The organism is Phyllobacterium chamaecytisi (assembly GCF_020164455.1).
Classification (GTDB): domain Bacteria; phylum Pseudomonadota; class Alphaproteobacteria; order Rhizobiales; family Rhizobiaceae; genus Phyllobacterium; species Phyllobacterium chamaecytisi.
This window is the reverse complement of record NZ_JAIQWW010000031.1, coordinates 22,810-36,429: the sequence shown is the minus strand read 5'-3', so window position 1 is coordinate 36,429 and position 13,620 is coordinate 22,810. Positions and strand designations below refer to the sequence as shown.

Below are 13,620 nucleotides of genomic sequence, written 5' to 3'. Positions count from 1 at the left end.
GACCTCGAGACTTCGTCTTTTGCCGTTTACGGTCAATGATAATTTGGAGGTTAATGTCATGTCATCCCCTGCAGACTGAGCTACTGCAGCACTTGATGCCACTCCCAGGACCGCGACGCTCGCTGCGGACGAGATAAGCAGATCACGCCGGGAAATTTCAAGTTGAAAGGGGCTTTGCATGTCCAGCTCCAGTTTTGTTTATCCGGTGGCATAGGAGGCGCTAAGCCTCGTTGGCAGCACACAGATCAATTTAAAGCCCGAGTGGGCGGATGATTAGATAGCCTACTTCGCAAACGGTTATCGATCTGGCTTATAAATGAAGAGTAGGGTCCAGGTGCGCATTGCAGCATTTCGCAGGTCACGATGATCAGAAGATGAAATGCGAGAGTGGGAAAGGGGAACAGATTGGCGACAGGATTATGGATTGAGACGAAATGCTGAAGCTGTCGGGTTGACCGAGCTGGCGCGCGGCGTATCACGACAAGCGAGCACCGCCGTCCGGGCCTAGCAAACGTTCGCTTGAAAATGCCGATAATAGCGGGTTTTCCACCGAATCCCGATTGGCTCCTAGTACAATCACTCTTTAGAGCATATCGAGATGAGCGATTGCCAGTGCGCGGCTTGAAAGGAACCGAACCAGAGCTTCGATAAAGTACAAACGCAACTTCAAAAGTATATTACCCCTTATCAGATATAGCCAACCAACCCTCGGGTAGGGTCCTGGATCAGAAAACATCGCTTTTCCTGAACCGCAACGCATCCACTACGACTTTGAACGCGAGCGAGTTCTGATGTCGACTTGGATAATAGATGTAATAGCCGGGAAATGGCGGCGACCAATCTTCAAGAATGGGGATTAAACGGCCCGCGGTTACGTGCTCCATCACAAGGTCTTCCGGGACGTACGCAATTCCATAGCCTTTGAGAGCAGCATTCACCATCGGATAGGAGGTGTTGAAGGTCAGCTGCCCGTCGACCCGGACCCGTAATTCCTGCCCATCCTTTTCAAATTCCCAGGCATAGAGCCCCCCGGCCGTAGCCTGGCGGATTTTGATGCAGTTGTGCCGGACCAGCTCCTGCGGATGTTCGGGTGCAGGATGTTCCTCAAAATAACGTGGTGAGCCGACCGCCACAAGTCGCCAATCCGGCCCCACCCTCACGGCGATCATATCCTTCTCGAGGCTCTCCCCCAGCCGTATTCCGGCGTCGAAACCCTCTTCCACAATATTGCGCATGGCATTGTCCCGGCTCAACTCCACCTTAATATCGGGATAGTCACGAAGGATCGGCTGCAATTTCGGCCACACCACGCTTTCGAGAGCATGATCGGACAGCGTGATCTTTATGGTACCGGAGGGCTTGTCACGAAAGGACATCAGGGCCGCGATGTCTGCCTCAATATCCGCCATCCGTGGGGCCAAGCTGTGCCGCAGGCGTTCACCGGCTTCCGTGAGCCCGACGTTCCGCGTTGTGCGAGTAAGCAACCTCAGCCCAAGCCGCGTTTCCAATCCTTTGACGGTGTGACTGAGCGTCGACTGCGCAATGCCGAGCTTGGCCGCGGCCTTGGTGAAACTGCACTCTTCGGCAACTGCCAGGAACCACAAGAGGTCGTTCAGATCTCTCTTTTCCATGATGACGCCTCCTGTCTTCGCTAGCAGATTTATGCCTCGCATCGATAAATGCAAGCGAATTACCGCATCTAATCCTTGAGGTAAGGGGAGGCTATCTACCGGGCATGACAAAGGCCATATTCTCAGATGAGGTCCGCATGACGACGCCCGACAGTAAGATCTCCTCCACGCTGATCTCCGCCTGGGGCGCCGTGTTTTCGATGACGCTGTGCGTTGTGGTGCTCATCGCGTCGGAATTCATGCCGGTTAGCCTGCTGACACCGATCGCCGGCGATCTCCATCTGACGGAAGGCCAGGCCGGCCAGGCGATCTCGATATCGGGCCTGTTCGCCGTAATCACCAGCCTCTTTATCGCAGGCCTGACGCGGAGGATCGACCGCAAGGTGGTGATTTTGGCCTTTTCGGCCCTCCTCATCCTGTCCGGTATGATCGTGGCGTTCGCGCCCACCTATCCGGTGCTGATGGCCGGCCGGGCTTTGCTGGGCATCGCGATCGGTGGATTCTGGTCAATGTCCACCGCTGTCATTATGCGATTGCTGCCGGAAAAGGCCGTGCCGCGTGGCCTCGCCATGCTGAACGCCGGCAATGCGGTAGCGGCTACGGTTTCGGCGCCGCTGGGCAGCCTGCTGGGCGACTATATCGGCTGGCGTGGCGCCTTCTTCTTTGTCGTGCCATTGGCCATCCTCGCCCTGGTCTGGCAGTGGACGAGCATGCCGTCGCTTCCCCCGCAGCGCCGTATCGGCCAGGGGAACATGTTCCGGCTGCTGGGGCGCCGGCAAATCTTGCTGGGCATGACGGCGATCCTACTGCTGTTTATGGGGCAGTTCTCGCTGTTCACCTACCTGCGTCCCTATTTGGAGGCCGTTTCCGGCTATTCGGTGCCGGCTCTGTCCCTGGTGCTCCTGCTGATGGGTCTGGCGGGCGTCGCCGGCACCTGGTGCATCAGCCGCTTACTCGCCACTCGGCTCTATTCGATCCTCATCATCATTCCGCTGGTCATGGCCGCCATTGCCGTCCTGCTCATTCCGCTCAGTTCCTTCAAGGTACCTGTGGCCGGACTGCTCATTGGCTGGGGCTTCTTCGGGACGGCCGCACCGGTCGGCTGGGGCACGTGGCTCAGCAGGGTGTTGCGTGATGATGCCGAAGCCGGCGGCGGGCTGCAGGTCGCTGTCATCCAGCTCGCCATCACGGTCGGCGCCGCGGCCGGCGGGTTGCTGTTCGATGGCGCCGGATGGTGGAGCACCCTTGCCTTGGCCATGGCCCTCTTGGTGGGATCCTCGTGCGCCGCCTGGGCGGCATGGTTTGAATGGGAGAAATCGACGTGCAATCGCAATGTCTCAAACGCCGAACTTTCCTTGGAGCCGTCCTCGCCAGCGTTGTCACGCCGGACCCGGTTTTGGCCCAGACGGCCAGCACCGCAAGCGTGAGGGACGGGTCCATGAAGATACGCGTTGCCTTCAACGGCCAGGAGTTCACGGCCACCTTATACGACAACCCGTCGGCCCGGGACCTCGCGTCGATCCTGCCGATGGACTTGAAGTTTGTGGATTACGGGAACAACGAGAAAATCGCCTACCTGCCGCGGAAGTTGACCGAGGAAGGCAGCGGATCCTTTGGCAACGAGGCGCCAGGTGACCTTTGCTATTACGCGCCCTGGGGCAACCTAGTCTTCTACTATGCCGGCTACCGCTATTCCAAAGGGCTGATCCGGCTCGGCCGCCTTGACGGCGCTATTGAACCCTTGCTCACGCGAGGCGAATTCCCGGTGCGCATTGAGCCGGCAAACTGACACCAACGAAAGGGGCCATCCCATGCGTGCAAAATTCATGGCAGAACTGAGGATGCTCCACGGTCATGCTCTCAGCATGATTGTGCACGCTAGGTCAGTACTTGTTTTATTTGATTCAGGTCCTGGACAAATTTCATTCGTTCCGCGTTCGCAGCGGTCCTGTCGCGAATTCTGAGGATATATGATGGATGAATGGTAACGAGCACCGGCGGTAGTTTCTCCGGATGGAAGATCATGCCGCGGTCCTTGGTAATCCGAACGGTCTTTCCTCTTAAGTGGGCTGCAGCCGTCCCTCCGAGTGCAACGATAATCTTGGGCGCGATCAGTTTAATTTCGCTGCGTAGCCACCATGAGCAGCGTTGTATTTCGCCGGCATTGGGCTTCGAATGGAGCCGACGCTTGCCGCGCTGTGTGAACTTGAAATGTTTGACCGTATTGGTGATATAACAGCGATCCCGATCAATCCCAGCCATGATCAAGGATGCATTCAAAATAGCGCCTGCAGGCCCGACAAACGGGCGTCCGAGGATATCTTCCCTGTCGCCCGGTTGCTCGCCGACCAGAATGACATCTGCCTGTTCTGGCCCCTCGCCAAAGACCGTCTGAGTGGCATGCTTGTAGAGATCGCATCGTTTGCAATGTTGTGCTTGGCCGTTGAGTTCGCCCAATGATTTGGCGATTGCTGTTTCGCCTTCTATAAGATCAAGCGTGTTCATGGCGTTGCATCGCAGTCGTGAGCAATTCTGAGTTTTAACGCGGCAGGCCTAGGCAGGTTCCCCTCGACTGTCCGGGCAGAGCGTGACCTTCACGATTGCGCTAGAAATATGCTGGTGGAGCCATCGAGACCGCAACCGCGCAAATTGATGAAGAAAAAGATGTTTGAATTGGCTGACACCAAGCTCAACCCATGCGCCGGCCAAGTCAGACGGTGTCTCCAAAATATCCATGAACGTTTGGAGTACTTGCCGTTGGGCCATTTTGTGTTTTGGAGCTCTGCCGTTCATTGCCTGCGTTCTAAACGGCGTCTGGCCGAGCTGAAAGTTGAAATACCAACCACCATGTCGAGGACCGCTGTATAGGCGGCAGACGCGGCCGATGACTATACCAGATGCTATCGCCACGATGTCATCCGGTCTTTGTCGGTCATCGAAATGGATCGGCTTCCAAACAAAATCCATGGCTGATGACTTTCCAGTATTCCGGCTCCGAGAATGCGCCGGGCGCGTTGCTCGGCTCATTGGTTAACGGGAGAACCGTGCCCGATATGCCCTAATCTTGGTTCGCGACAATAGTTCCGCCTCAGCTCTGTTAATTTAGGACTGGGCTACGCTTCGGGGCGCCTGGTGTTTTCAGCCCAATCCAGCGGCTGCAATGGAACTCAATCAACATCGACGGCGTTGCGCACGACGATTCAATTCTCAAATCGGGTGCTCTAGTTCCATGCTCGCTTCAACCCTTCTACTATTTGATTGGCAAGCTCTCGTGGCTGCCGTCCTTGTTGTTATAGCGCTTCTCTGGTTTCATTTTGCATTCACGTCTTAAGGGCCATCTGGATGATGCTGGCAGGGCGGTTACAAGCGCCATGGGCAGAATTGGTATTGCAGCGAGCATGAAGGCGATGCTTAACGACGAGGTTATGAATGGAAAAATGGTTCAATAAGGCGGCCACCGCGGTAGCAACAGCAGTAGGCAAACCGACCGTCTTTGTCGTCTGTGCCGCGGTGCTCCCCCATGTCGCCAGCATCAGTCCATGTTCCTTGTGCGAGACAAGGATGGGATCAGCCATCGCCTGCTCGGGTTCACCCACCCTTGGTCCAACGCATTGGGCCCTGTTGTTCAATCGTTAAAGACAAGTATTCTGAAAGATGGACCTCAAACAGCGCTTCGACGCACTCAGAAACCTCGGAGGAACTTCATGCCAAAGTCCAAAGTGTCACCAGATCGCGAAGTCGTTGCTGCGCACATGTCGGCGGTCACCGTAGCTTTTCAGATGCTCATGGTATGCCTGCAAGACAACGGCGCTCTTCGACCAGGGCAATATCCAGCGGCACTACACGGCTATATGGAAATGGCGAAGGATAAGGCCGATCCAATGACACTCTCCATGCTGGACGATCTTCGCCAAGCGCTGCTGAATTGAAACACCCCGCACTAGGCGGGGCTGATGCTGCAGGCGACCGCTACCCTAAGTTCTGCAAAAGCATAGGTTAAGACGCTTGGGATAAAAATCGATGGTCTTGCGAGGGCCGAGCGCTCATGAACCTGATAATGGAAGGACAATCGATTCTCGTCCACCTTGGGGTCTGGGCGTGCGTTGCTGTCTTTTTCGTCAGTTTCATTGGCATGCTTTGCGGTATCTTCCTTATATTGACAAAAACGGAAGCGCTCGCAACGAAGTCTGATGAAGTAGGGCTTTCGTACTGGGTACGAGCTTCCCGCAAGAACAACCGAGCAAGCAGCATCTTCATCCAGCCGCGATTCAAAAATTTACGCTACCTGCTGTTCGCCTCGATTGTCGGCTGTCTGAGCTCTTTCGGTATTCTCTTCGCTATTATAGGCATCTTTGGAGAGCGAGCTTAAACCACCAGTTTGATCTGCCTCGCTTGCCTTATCGGAGGGTTTAATTTCTATACCGTTGACGACTAGTGAAGGAGACGAAGTCATTCCAGCCTATATAATTTAGCTATGACTTAAGGAAGGTTCGCAATTACGACGCCCTGCTTAAGCAATTGCATGATTGGCACTGCATATCTCCGCTCAAATCCCTCTGGCTTGGCAACCTCGTAGATGATGCAGCCGCGATACGCGGATTTTTAAGTGCTCACATAGATAGCGACGACGGGCTGTTCATTTGCGAACTTAAATCGACCAGCGACTGGGCAACTTACAAGCTCGATAACAATGACGTTGCCGTTGCGTGGATTAGGACGAACATTGGACCGTAGCCATTGTGCGCCACGGCGCAACGGCTCCGGGCGCGACCAGGAATTAACCCGCTAGGTTTCCTGACTTTGGAAGTTGACTTACCGGCTGCAATTATCCCCACTTAATAGGCGCAAAAAGGGCACGACCATGCAGTCAATGAATATCCGAAGGCTAGGAGCGAACGATGAGATCGCATTCCGGAAGATGAACGCCATGTTCGCCCAGGCTTTTGGTGATCCGGACACCTACACAGGTGAACCACCCACCGCAGCTTAAATTGCAAATCTGCTGTCGATGGATCACATCATTGCTCTGGTCTCGATGCAAGATAACCAGGTCGTTGGCGGCTTGGTCGCTTATGAGCTTCTGAAATTTGAACGCCAGCGCCGGGAGATCTACATCTATGATCTGGCTGTGGATGAAACGCATCGCCGCAGGGGCATAGCAACATCTCTCATCGAACATCTTCGCAAGATCGCCCACGACCGCGGTGCCTGGGTAATCTATGTGCAGGCAGACTACGGAGATGAGCCGGCGGTAACCCTCTACACAAAGATGGGCAGCCGTGAGGATGTCATGCACTTCGATATTCCCGTATCAGCTTAGGAGGCAAGGTAAGACGGGAGGAGTTCGATACCCATGTTTAGCCCGGTTATGGCTCTTTCAACCCTACAGCTAAGAGGCCCGAGCAGCTTTCATCGTGGCCGATGGGTTGCAGTAGGTCAGAATCGAACGACGATCTTCGAGTTATGATCCCGACGAGATGACCACTTCGCATTGGCACCCATTGTTCAAACGTGACAGATAAGTATTCTGAAAAGATGAACCTCACACAGCACTTCGACGCACTCATGGCCATAGTCAAAGCTTCGATCAAACTCGGATTAAAACAACCAAAAACGGAAATCGACCGAAGGCAGGGCCCAAGATAACGAACGCGTCCAAGCTGGCAGCCGCACTCAGTAAGGATTTTCCCCACCGTTCGGCGGAAGAAACTCAACAAAAAATAGAAAGCGTGTGGCGAATCAGAGGAATGCTTGTTTCGGTGAGCAAACGAGCGGAAGTCAGCGCCGAGAGCAGATTGGTTCAACTTCATTGTTCGCCGTCAGACAAAGGGGGGACAAAGTCCGCTCTGGTCTGATGCCGAACCCGGGTTACAGACCGGGTCAGCGCATGATCACCACCAAATCGTCGCTGAGGTGTTGGCGGCGGAGCTAGCCCACCGCATTTCTAAGACTGCTCAGAGGCTGTAGCTGTTGGCAAAGTTCGACAAACTGTTGTTGACGGAAACATCACTGTAGATTGAATGCTTGTCATTGTTCCAGTTATAGCTGCCTCCGGTATCCGTCACCCGGCCAAGCGCGCGCGGTTTTGATCCGACGGACCAGGATTGTTCTCATCGTGGTCTGACCCCCTGAGTAGTCGAAGCCTCAACTTCAACTCTATCTCAAGTCGAAGACGATAGAATCGGCGCCTATCCTCATTGCCTGAATGGCCCGACCGGCGCCATACTTGCTAACGTCGCATATTCAATTTAAGATATTCGCATATTCGAGATACACCCACGGAGAACAAAAAATGTCTCTCTACATTCGCGATAATGACGTGGATGCTCTGGCCGTAAAGGTTCAGCAGTTAACAAAGGCCCCAAACAAAACCGAGGCCGTCAGACGCGCCTTGCAGAACGAACTGGCTCGCGCCCAAGAGGCTATACCACTAAAAGACCGAATTAAAATCATCCAGGACGATGTTAAGGCGAGGATGGGACCGAACAAGCCCGACTTCGACATGAAAAAATACACCGATGAAATGTGGGGCGTTTAATGTTCTTAGACGCCTCCGCAATTGTAGCGATTTGCGCAGATGAGGAAGATGCAGGTTATCTCATTGCAAAAATCGAGATGGCAAAAAAGCCTATCTATTTTTCCTCCCTTTCCATATTTGAAGCGGTCGTGAGCCTCGCTCGAATTGTTTCAATCTCAATCCATGGCGACCAAGAGCCAACGCCGCCGTCCTTGATTGATCAGGCGCAGCAGGATGTTGAACGATTTTTGGAAACGATCGGTGCCAAGGAAATGTCAGTAAACGGAACCATGCATCGCAGCGCAATTCTGGCCGCACGGACATTTGGCCGCTTCGTCGCCCATCCAGCACGGCTGAATTTCGGCGATTGCTTTTCCTATGCCTGTGCGAAGGACTATCGGCTACCAATGCTCTTCAAGGGCAGCGACTTTTCACATACTGATATCGAGGCGGCGTAACGCTTTTGGGACAGGGCGATGGTTCCCCCGCCCCCATTTCCAAGCCCTTCCCCCTCTCCCCATCTTGGCAACAGTACGCGCGAAATCGCTGCTTGCCCTGACGCCGTGCTGTTCTTTTGAGCTATTCGCTTTTGCGTTGCTTATGTCTTACCCAAGAAATCGGCGAATGGCCTGATGCGAGCGGTATGGCGAGGGAAAGGATGGCAGGGCTTCCTTGTGGTTCCTGCCCTCCCCGGCTCCCCGTCAAACGACGCGTCAGATACTGGCCGAACCGACTACGACCCCGATCTGTTCGGCAGGAGCGGAGAAAGAAACAGCACCGCGCAAGGTCGTGCCGGTTTGGCGCTCGACCGGAGAGCTGAATGATGGACAGCATGCGCGACGCTGAGTATCTCCCTGGCAAATCCGCGAAGCTGTCGAGCGTAACGGCGACCGCATCACCGATCTGCTATCAGGCAGCTCGGGCCTGGCCATAACGCGGCGATCATTGCGCCGGCATCCGTGGACCGCGACGACGAGGTAAACGATGCATCTGCATGCTCATTGGAAATCTCACTTCAAATGCCCGCCTTCAGCGGAATCGAACCGCAGACCCACTCTATGCGGCTTCCTTTAATGCGGTTCCGGATGAGACGTTATGCAACTTTAAAAGTACAGAACGCGAACATCCATTTTGACCATAGTCCACTTTGCGCCTAAGCAGAAATCAAAGCGCTAGCCCAAAGTCGCGTCACTTTTCGCGGCTTCTGGTTTGGTTGGCGAGACGCGTCTTGTGATGGTAGAGCCGTTGGCGTCGAAGACATGGATGTCTTGCGCGCGGGCGGTAAAGCGGATCGTGTTCATCCTCGCGTAGGAGCCCGTACCATCAACCTTGATCAAATACTTTCGGTCGGAGCCCTGCACATCGACATAGAGAATTTGTACTTCGCCGAGGTGTTCCACAAAATCGATGATGCCTGTAAGCACTCCGCCATTCGCCTTTGCTTCTGCGATCTGCGTGTTCTCAGGGCGAATGCCAATGCTGATTCTATCCCCGGTTGAAATGCCATCGGGCCGCAAACCAACGTCAAGAGTAACGCCACAATCTGATAGGAACCTTACCGAGCCAGTTGAATCCTTTTCGGCCATTCCGTCCAATATATTCATTGCGGGGGAGCCTATGAATTGGGCGACAAACAGGTTGGCTGGATTCTTGTATAGGTCGAGAGGCGTTCCGACCTGCTCGATATAGCCGTCTTTGAACACAACGATACGATCCGCCAATGTCATGGCTTCGACCTGATCATGGGTTACATAGATCATGGTCACTTTCGGCATGCTTTGCTTCAGCTTCGCGATCTCGATCCGCGTGGCTACGCGTAACGCAGCATCAAGGTTGGACAATGGTTCATCGAACAGAAAGACCCGAGGGTCACGCACTATCGCGCGGCCGATGGCAACCCGCTGCCTCTGCCCACCGGAGAGCGCCTTTGGCAGCCTCTGCAAATAGCTATCCAATTGTAGAATTGCCGCCGCATTGCGCACCCGCTTGTCGATTTCAGCTTTTGACAGGCCGGCTATGCGCAATCCAAAAGCCATATTTTCAAAGACCGTCATATGTGGATAAAGCGCATAGGACTGGAACACCATCGAGATGCCGCGTTTGGAAGGCGCCACGTTATTGATACGCTCACCGTCGATGATCAGATCGCCGGATGTGATGGTTTCCAGGCCTGCAATAGAGCGGAGCAATGTGGATTTCCCGCAACCCGAAGGGCCGACAAAGACGACGAACTCACCAGATCTTATGTCAAGGTCAATCCCGTGAAGAACCTCTAGATTGGCGTAGGATTTGCGTATATTTCTCAGCGACAAGTCGGCCATTTTTTCATTCCTTTTTGCTTCGCACTTTCGCTTAATCAAGGAGCCAGGCTAGCGAGAAATCGCGTAATACGATCCGGCTTTTGGTTGACAATCTCCGCATCGTTCTTGCGTCGAATAGCGCGGCGGACGATTTTTGCGCCAACGTAGCGTATGGGCTCAGGCGGCAGCTTTGTGCGGCGATCAATCCCGACCAATCCGCATTTGCTCCAGTTATTATCTTGGCCCAGCACAAGACTTGCCATGATGCGGCCCGCGACAGGCGTCTGTGCGATGCCTGTGCCGTTGAATCCCATGGCGTAAAAGATATTCGGATGGTCTCTCAAATGGTCAAAAACGGGGAGATGCTGGACTGTGCAGTCAATGGGACCGGTCCAGTCCTGCTGGATGGCGACGTTTTTAAGCTGAGGGTAAACCCGATGCAGCTCGCGCACATTGTCGTGTCCCTTATCTCTGCCGCGGTTGAAGCTGGCGCCGATTCGGTCTTCATAGGCGATGCCGCCGGTTCCTCGACCGAAGATGACCTGACCCGTGGGCGTACGCTGATAGTACAGCACGTGGTGCTGTGCATCGCAGATTGATGCACCGTCGACCCAACTAATTTCATCCAGAACGTCGGCAGCCGGCACGGTCGCGATGACCTGACTGCTGACCACGTAAAGATACGGATGTAATTCCGGTATTGCAGAAAGCCAGGCATTGGCGGCGAGAACGATATTATCGGCAGACAATTTGCCCTGTGCAGTTTGCAACTGTGCTGGACGCCCCGGAACTATTTCAACGACTGGGCTCTGTTCATGGACGATGACGCCTTTCGACATCGCAAGCTGGCGCAGACCCACCGCCAGCTTGGCGGGCTGAACGGTCCCCGCCCTGTCCTCCACGATGCCAAGGTACGATGCAGCCGAGCCGGTACGTTGCAGGATTTCGGCGCGCTCAAGGGGCCTGAATCGCTTCTCGCCGAGGGTGCGGCAAATATCGTATGCCTTCGACCAGGCGCCCTCCTGGGCGATTGAGCTTGCCGTCCATAGCCAGCCATCGAGCCGCAAGTCCATGTCGATGGTGCCGGCATCTTGGAGAGACTTGAGTTCCTCGATGGCATCGGCAGTGGCCCGACAAAGCATGAGCGCGTCGTCATCGCCCACAAGGTCACGCAGCATGTCAATCTCCGCGAACCAGCTATGGACCTGACCTCCATTCCGGCCCGAAGCGCCCGAACCGCAAAAATCAGCTTCAAGGATCGTCACGCGCTTGTCAGGTGCCTGCTCCTTTATTCGCAACGCCGTCCAAAGGCCGGCGTAGCCTCCACCGACGATCGCCACGTCGCATTCCTCGAGGCCCTGAAGAGGAACAGTGATGGCATCCGCACCGATACTCTGCAGCCAAAAGGAACGATCTTCTTTCGCCGCCACAACAGGTGGTCTCATTTTGATGCTACTCATGCTCAATCCCTTTGCGCCGTACGGATGACGCCGTTGTATTTCTCGAGAAGCCACTGAGGAATCGGCCTGATTTCTTGCGGGAACCCGCCAAGATGCGTGCAGGTCTCCGAGGCGCGGATGGCGGAAAGATGCAACGCGGCAGCCTCGGACCGCCCTTCAACGAAACGCGATATGAGAAATGTCGCGATGAAGCTGTCACCGGCACCGCATGTGTCAACGACCGATACCGGCACCGACCCGGCTGAGTATAGCTCGCTGCCATTGTCATAGAACGAGCCGCGCTTGCCACAGGTAATCACCACCCGCTGCGCACCTGCCTGCTTGAACCTCTCGATCAGCGGCTTGACCGGTTCGACAGGATCGTCAGGACCCGACGCAAAAACGAGCGGCACGTTGTCCAGTGGCAAGTCCAGGTGCCGTGTCGAGAGGTCGACGCTGAATCTTGCGCCGTCCGTCACGAGCTTGCGCACCAGACTTTCGTTCGAATTCGTACCGAGATGAACCCAATCGGCTTCGAGCAGTTGATCGTAATGTTCGCTCTTCGGGTAGAAATTCGCGCCGACACCGAGCGACTCGAGCAGGAAACGCCGCTCGCCCGCGTCATCTGCCAGCAATGTCACCGCTGAACTGCCGGCCGCTATCTCCACGTCGCTTCGCTGGAGGCCTGCCTGCTCGATTGCCGCAAGCATGATCTCCGCTTCCTCATCACTCCCCAAGGCACCAAAATAGCGGGCATTGTACCCCCGCCGCTTCCACTGCACCGCAACATTGAGGGCATTTCCTCCAACCGTGACAAAACCTTTGGTCAGATAAGCATCAAGACAATTGTCGCCGACGGCGATCAGAGTGGGATGGGCGTTCATTATTGGTCCGCATGATCGAGAAGAGGGGCAATTGCTTTCAATGAGCGTTGCCAGGCCGAAACGGGATCAAGCGCATATGAGCCACTACCGAAGGGCTCGAATGTCAGTGTCCCCGCAAAGGAACTCGCATCAAGTTCGGCCAGATAGTCGTGCAGAGGCAGGTTGCCGTCACCCCAGACAAGGTGACCTGCCGGCGTTCCGTCGACAATGTGCACATGAGAAAGGCGCTTGCCAAACCTGTCGACATAACCAGCGACATCATCCTTCGCCGTTGCCATCGCAACGAAATCAAGGACCACGTCGACATTGTCGGCGTCGATCTCACGCCAGAAGGCTGACAGCTCATCTGCGTTGTTGACGATATTACTTTCGGTGCGCTGCAAAGGTTCAAGAAGGCAGGCTATTCCAAGCCGTTTGGCGTGAGATGCGATCTTCCTGACGGACTCGGTCGAATTGGCCCATGCATGCTCACGGCTCTCGCATTCAAAGCCCCGACCAGGTGTGAGAAACAGATATCTCCCCTGCAGTTCCGCACAAATGTCGGCCGCCAGAAGGAAACGCTCCACGCTTTTCTCGCGATACGCCTTGTCGCCCGAGGCAATGTTCATGGGATAGAGCACCTGCTCCGGCGTGAAGCAGTGAACCGTCAACTGATTGTCTTCAAGGATGGATTTTACCTCCGCCAGGCGCGACCGGCTGTCGTGGAAGAGATCGAGATGAGGCGCAATTCCCCAAAGTTCCATTCGCTTGAAGCCCATCTGGCGAAGCTGTTCGGCGGCCCACCGAAACGGATGGTGCTGAAAAGAGAAATTGGCTCCGATAAGCTGTTCATGTCTCAACATTCCGGCT

The 13,620-nt window shown here is 55.0% G+C and carries 13 protein-coding genes and 1 pseudogene; 7 read left to right on the top strand and 7 right to left on the bottom strand.

The features are described from left to right. Window positions 1-725: 725 nt before the first annotated feature. Complete coding sequence (locus tag LB462_RS29165; protein WP_224515331.1) at window positions 726-1,631, bottom strand: LysR family transcriptional regulator; 906 nt, start codon at window positions 1,629-1,631, stop codon at window positions 726-728. Between the two features lie 137 nt (window positions 1,632-1,768). Here LB462_RS29165 and LB462_RS29160 point away from each other — a divergent pair, with 137 nt between their 5' ends. Continuing rightward, the gene (locus LB462_RS29160; protein ID WP_224515329.1) at window positions 1,769-3,058 is read left to right on the top strand and encodes an MFS transporter; all 1,290 of its coding nucleotides are present in this window, start codon (window positions 1,769-1,771) and stop codon (window positions 3,056-3,058) included. Further along, a complete protein-coding gene (locus LB462_RS29155) occupies window positions 2,947-3,420 on the top strand; it encodes a cyclophilin-like fold protein (protein ID WP_224515337.1) in 474 nt (157 codons plus the stop codon). The genes LB462_RS29160 and LB462_RS29155 overlap by 112 nt, the downstream gene beginning before the upstream one ends. Window positions 3,421-3,509: 89 nt before the next feature. On the opposite strand, the gene LB462_RS29150 is transcribed toward LB462_RS29155, so the two are convergent. Together LB462_RS29150 and LB462_RS29145 are read right to left on the bottom strand one after the other, a co-directional pair. Continuing rightward, complete coding sequence (locus LB462_RS29150; protein ID WP_224515327.1) at window positions 3,510-4,136, bottom strand: UdgX family uracil-DNA binding protein; 627 nt, start codon at window positions 4,134-4,136, stop codon at window positions 3,510-3,512. A gap of 815 nt (window positions 4,137-4,951) precedes the next feature. Continuing rightward, complete coding sequence (locus LB462_RS29145; protein ID WP_224515325.1) at window positions 4,952-5,206, bottom strand: hypothetical protein; 255 nt, start codon at window positions 5,204-5,206, stop codon at window positions 4,952-4,954. 129 nt (window positions 5,207-5,335) lie between these two features. On the opposite strand from LB462_RS29145, the gene LB462_RS29140 reads away from it, so the two are divergent. The 5 genes and pseudogenes from LB462_RS29140 (at window position 5,336) to LB462_RS29120 (ending at window position 8,606) form a co-directional block, all read left to right on the top strand. After that, entirely contained in the window at window positions 5,336-5,560 is a 225-nt protein-coding gene (locus LB462_RS29140; protein ID WP_224515323.1) for a hypothetical protein, read from the top strand. A 116-nt stretch (window positions 5,561-5,676) separates the two neighbouring features. Next, a complete protein-coding gene (locus LB462_RS29135; protein WP_224515321.1) occupies window positions 5,677-6,000 on the top strand; it encodes a hypothetical protein in 324 nt (107 codons plus the stop codon). Between the two features lie 492 nt (window positions 6,001-6,492). Next, window positions 6,493-6,951: pseudogene (locus LB462_RS29130) on the top strand (AAC(3)-I family aminoglycoside N-acetyltransferase). 972 nt (window positions 6,952-7,923) lie between these two features. Then, window positions 7,924-8,169, top strand: coding sequence for a type II toxin-antitoxin system VapB family antitoxin (locus LB462_RS29125; protein WP_224515319.1), 246 nt, complete (start codon window positions 7,924-7,926; stop codon window positions 8,167-8,169). Continuing rightward, on the top strand, window positions 8,169-8,606 hold the full coding sequence (locus tag LB462_RS29120) for a type II toxin-antitoxin system VapC family toxin (RefSeq protein WP_224515336.1): 438 nt from the start codon (window positions 8,169-8,171) through the stop codon (window positions 8,604-8,606). Before LB462_RS29125 ends, LB462_RS29120 begins: the two co-directional genes overlap by 1 nt. Window positions 8,607-9,320: 714 nt before the next feature. Here the strand turns inward: LB462_RS29120 and LB462_RS29115 are convergent. The 4 genes from LB462_RS29115 to LB462_RS29100 are packed head-to-tail and all read right to left on the bottom strand — an operon-like array spanning window position 9,321 to window position 13,613. Then, the gene (locus tag LB462_RS29115) at window positions 9,321-10,469 is read right to left on the bottom strand and encodes an ABC transporter ATP-binding protein (protein ID WP_224515317.1); all 1,149 of its coding nucleotides are present in this window, start codon (window positions 10,467-10,469) and stop codon (window positions 9,321-9,323) included. 35 nt (window positions 10,470-10,504) lie between these two features. Continuing rightward, entirely contained in the window at window positions 10,505-11,908 is a 1,404-nt protein-coding gene (locus LB462_RS29110; RefSeq protein ID WP_224515315.1) for an NAD(P)/FAD-dependent oxidoreductase, read from the bottom strand. Window positions 11,909-11,910: 2 nt separating this feature from the next. Continuing rightward, the gene (locus LB462_RS29105; protein WP_224515313.1) at window positions 11,911-12,771 is read right to left on the bottom strand and encodes a PfkB family carbohydrate kinase; all 861 of its coding nucleotides are present in this window, start codon (window positions 12,769-12,771) and stop codon (window positions 11,911-11,913) included. Next, entirely contained in the window at window positions 12,771-13,613 is an 843-nt protein-coding gene (locus tag LB462_RS29100) for a sugar phosphate isomerase/epimerase family protein (RefSeq protein ID WP_224515311.1), read from the bottom strand. Before LB462_RS29100 ends, LB462_RS29105 begins: the two co-directional genes overlap by 1 nt. Window positions 13,614-13,620: the final 7 nt, after the last annotated feature.

Excerpts from the sequence above, each read along its gene's own strand:
- LB462_RS29165 (WP_224515331.1), bottom strand. The coding sequence starts at position 1,631 with ATGGAAAAGAGAGATCTGAACGACCTCTTGTGGTTCCTGGCAGTTGCC.
- LB462_RS29160 (WP_224515329.1), top strand. The coding sequence starts at position 1,769 with ATGACGACGCCCGACAGTAAGATCTCCTCCACGCTGATCTCCGCCTGG.
- LB462_RS29150 (WP_224515327.1), bottom strand. The coding sequence starts at position 4,136 with ATGAACACGCTTGATCTTATAGAAGGCGAAACAGCAATCGCCAAATCA.
- LB462_RS29145 (WP_224515325.1), bottom strand. The coding sequence starts at position 5,206 with ATGGCTGATCCCATCCTTGTCTCGCACAAGGAACATGGACTGATGCTG.
- LB462_RS29140 (WP_224515323.1), top strand. The coding sequence starts at position 5,336 with ATGCCAAAGTCCAAAGTGTCACCAGATCGCGAAGTCGTTGCTGCGCAC.
- LB462_RS29135 (WP_224515321.1), top strand. The coding sequence starts at position 5,677 with ATGAACCTGATAATGGAAGGACAATCGATTCTCGTCCACCTTGGGGTC.
- LB462_RS29125 (WP_224515319.1), top strand. The coding sequence starts at position 7,924 with ATGTCTCTCTACATTCGCGATAATGACGTGGATGCTCTGGCCGTAAAG.
- LB462_RS29120 (WP_224515336.1), top strand. The coding sequence starts at position 8,169 with ATGTTCTTAGACGCCTCCGCAATTGTAGCGATTTGCGCAGATGAGGAA.
- LB462_RS29115 (WP_224515317.1), bottom strand. The coding sequence starts at position 10,469 with ATGGCCGACTTGTCGCTGAGAAATATACGCAAATCCTACGCCAATCTA.
- LB462_RS29110 (WP_224515315.1), bottom strand. The coding sequence starts at position 11,908 with ATGAGTAGCATCAAAATGAGACCACCTGTTGTGGCGGCGAAAGAAGAT.
- LB462_RS29105 (WP_224515313.1), bottom strand. The coding sequence starts at position 12,771 with ATGAACGCCCATCCCACTCTGATCGCCGTCGGCGACAATTGTCTTGAT.
- LB462_RS29100 (WP_224515311.1), bottom strand. The coding sequence starts at position 13,613 with ATGTTGAGACATGAACAGCTTATCGGAGCCAATTTCTCTTTTCAGCAC.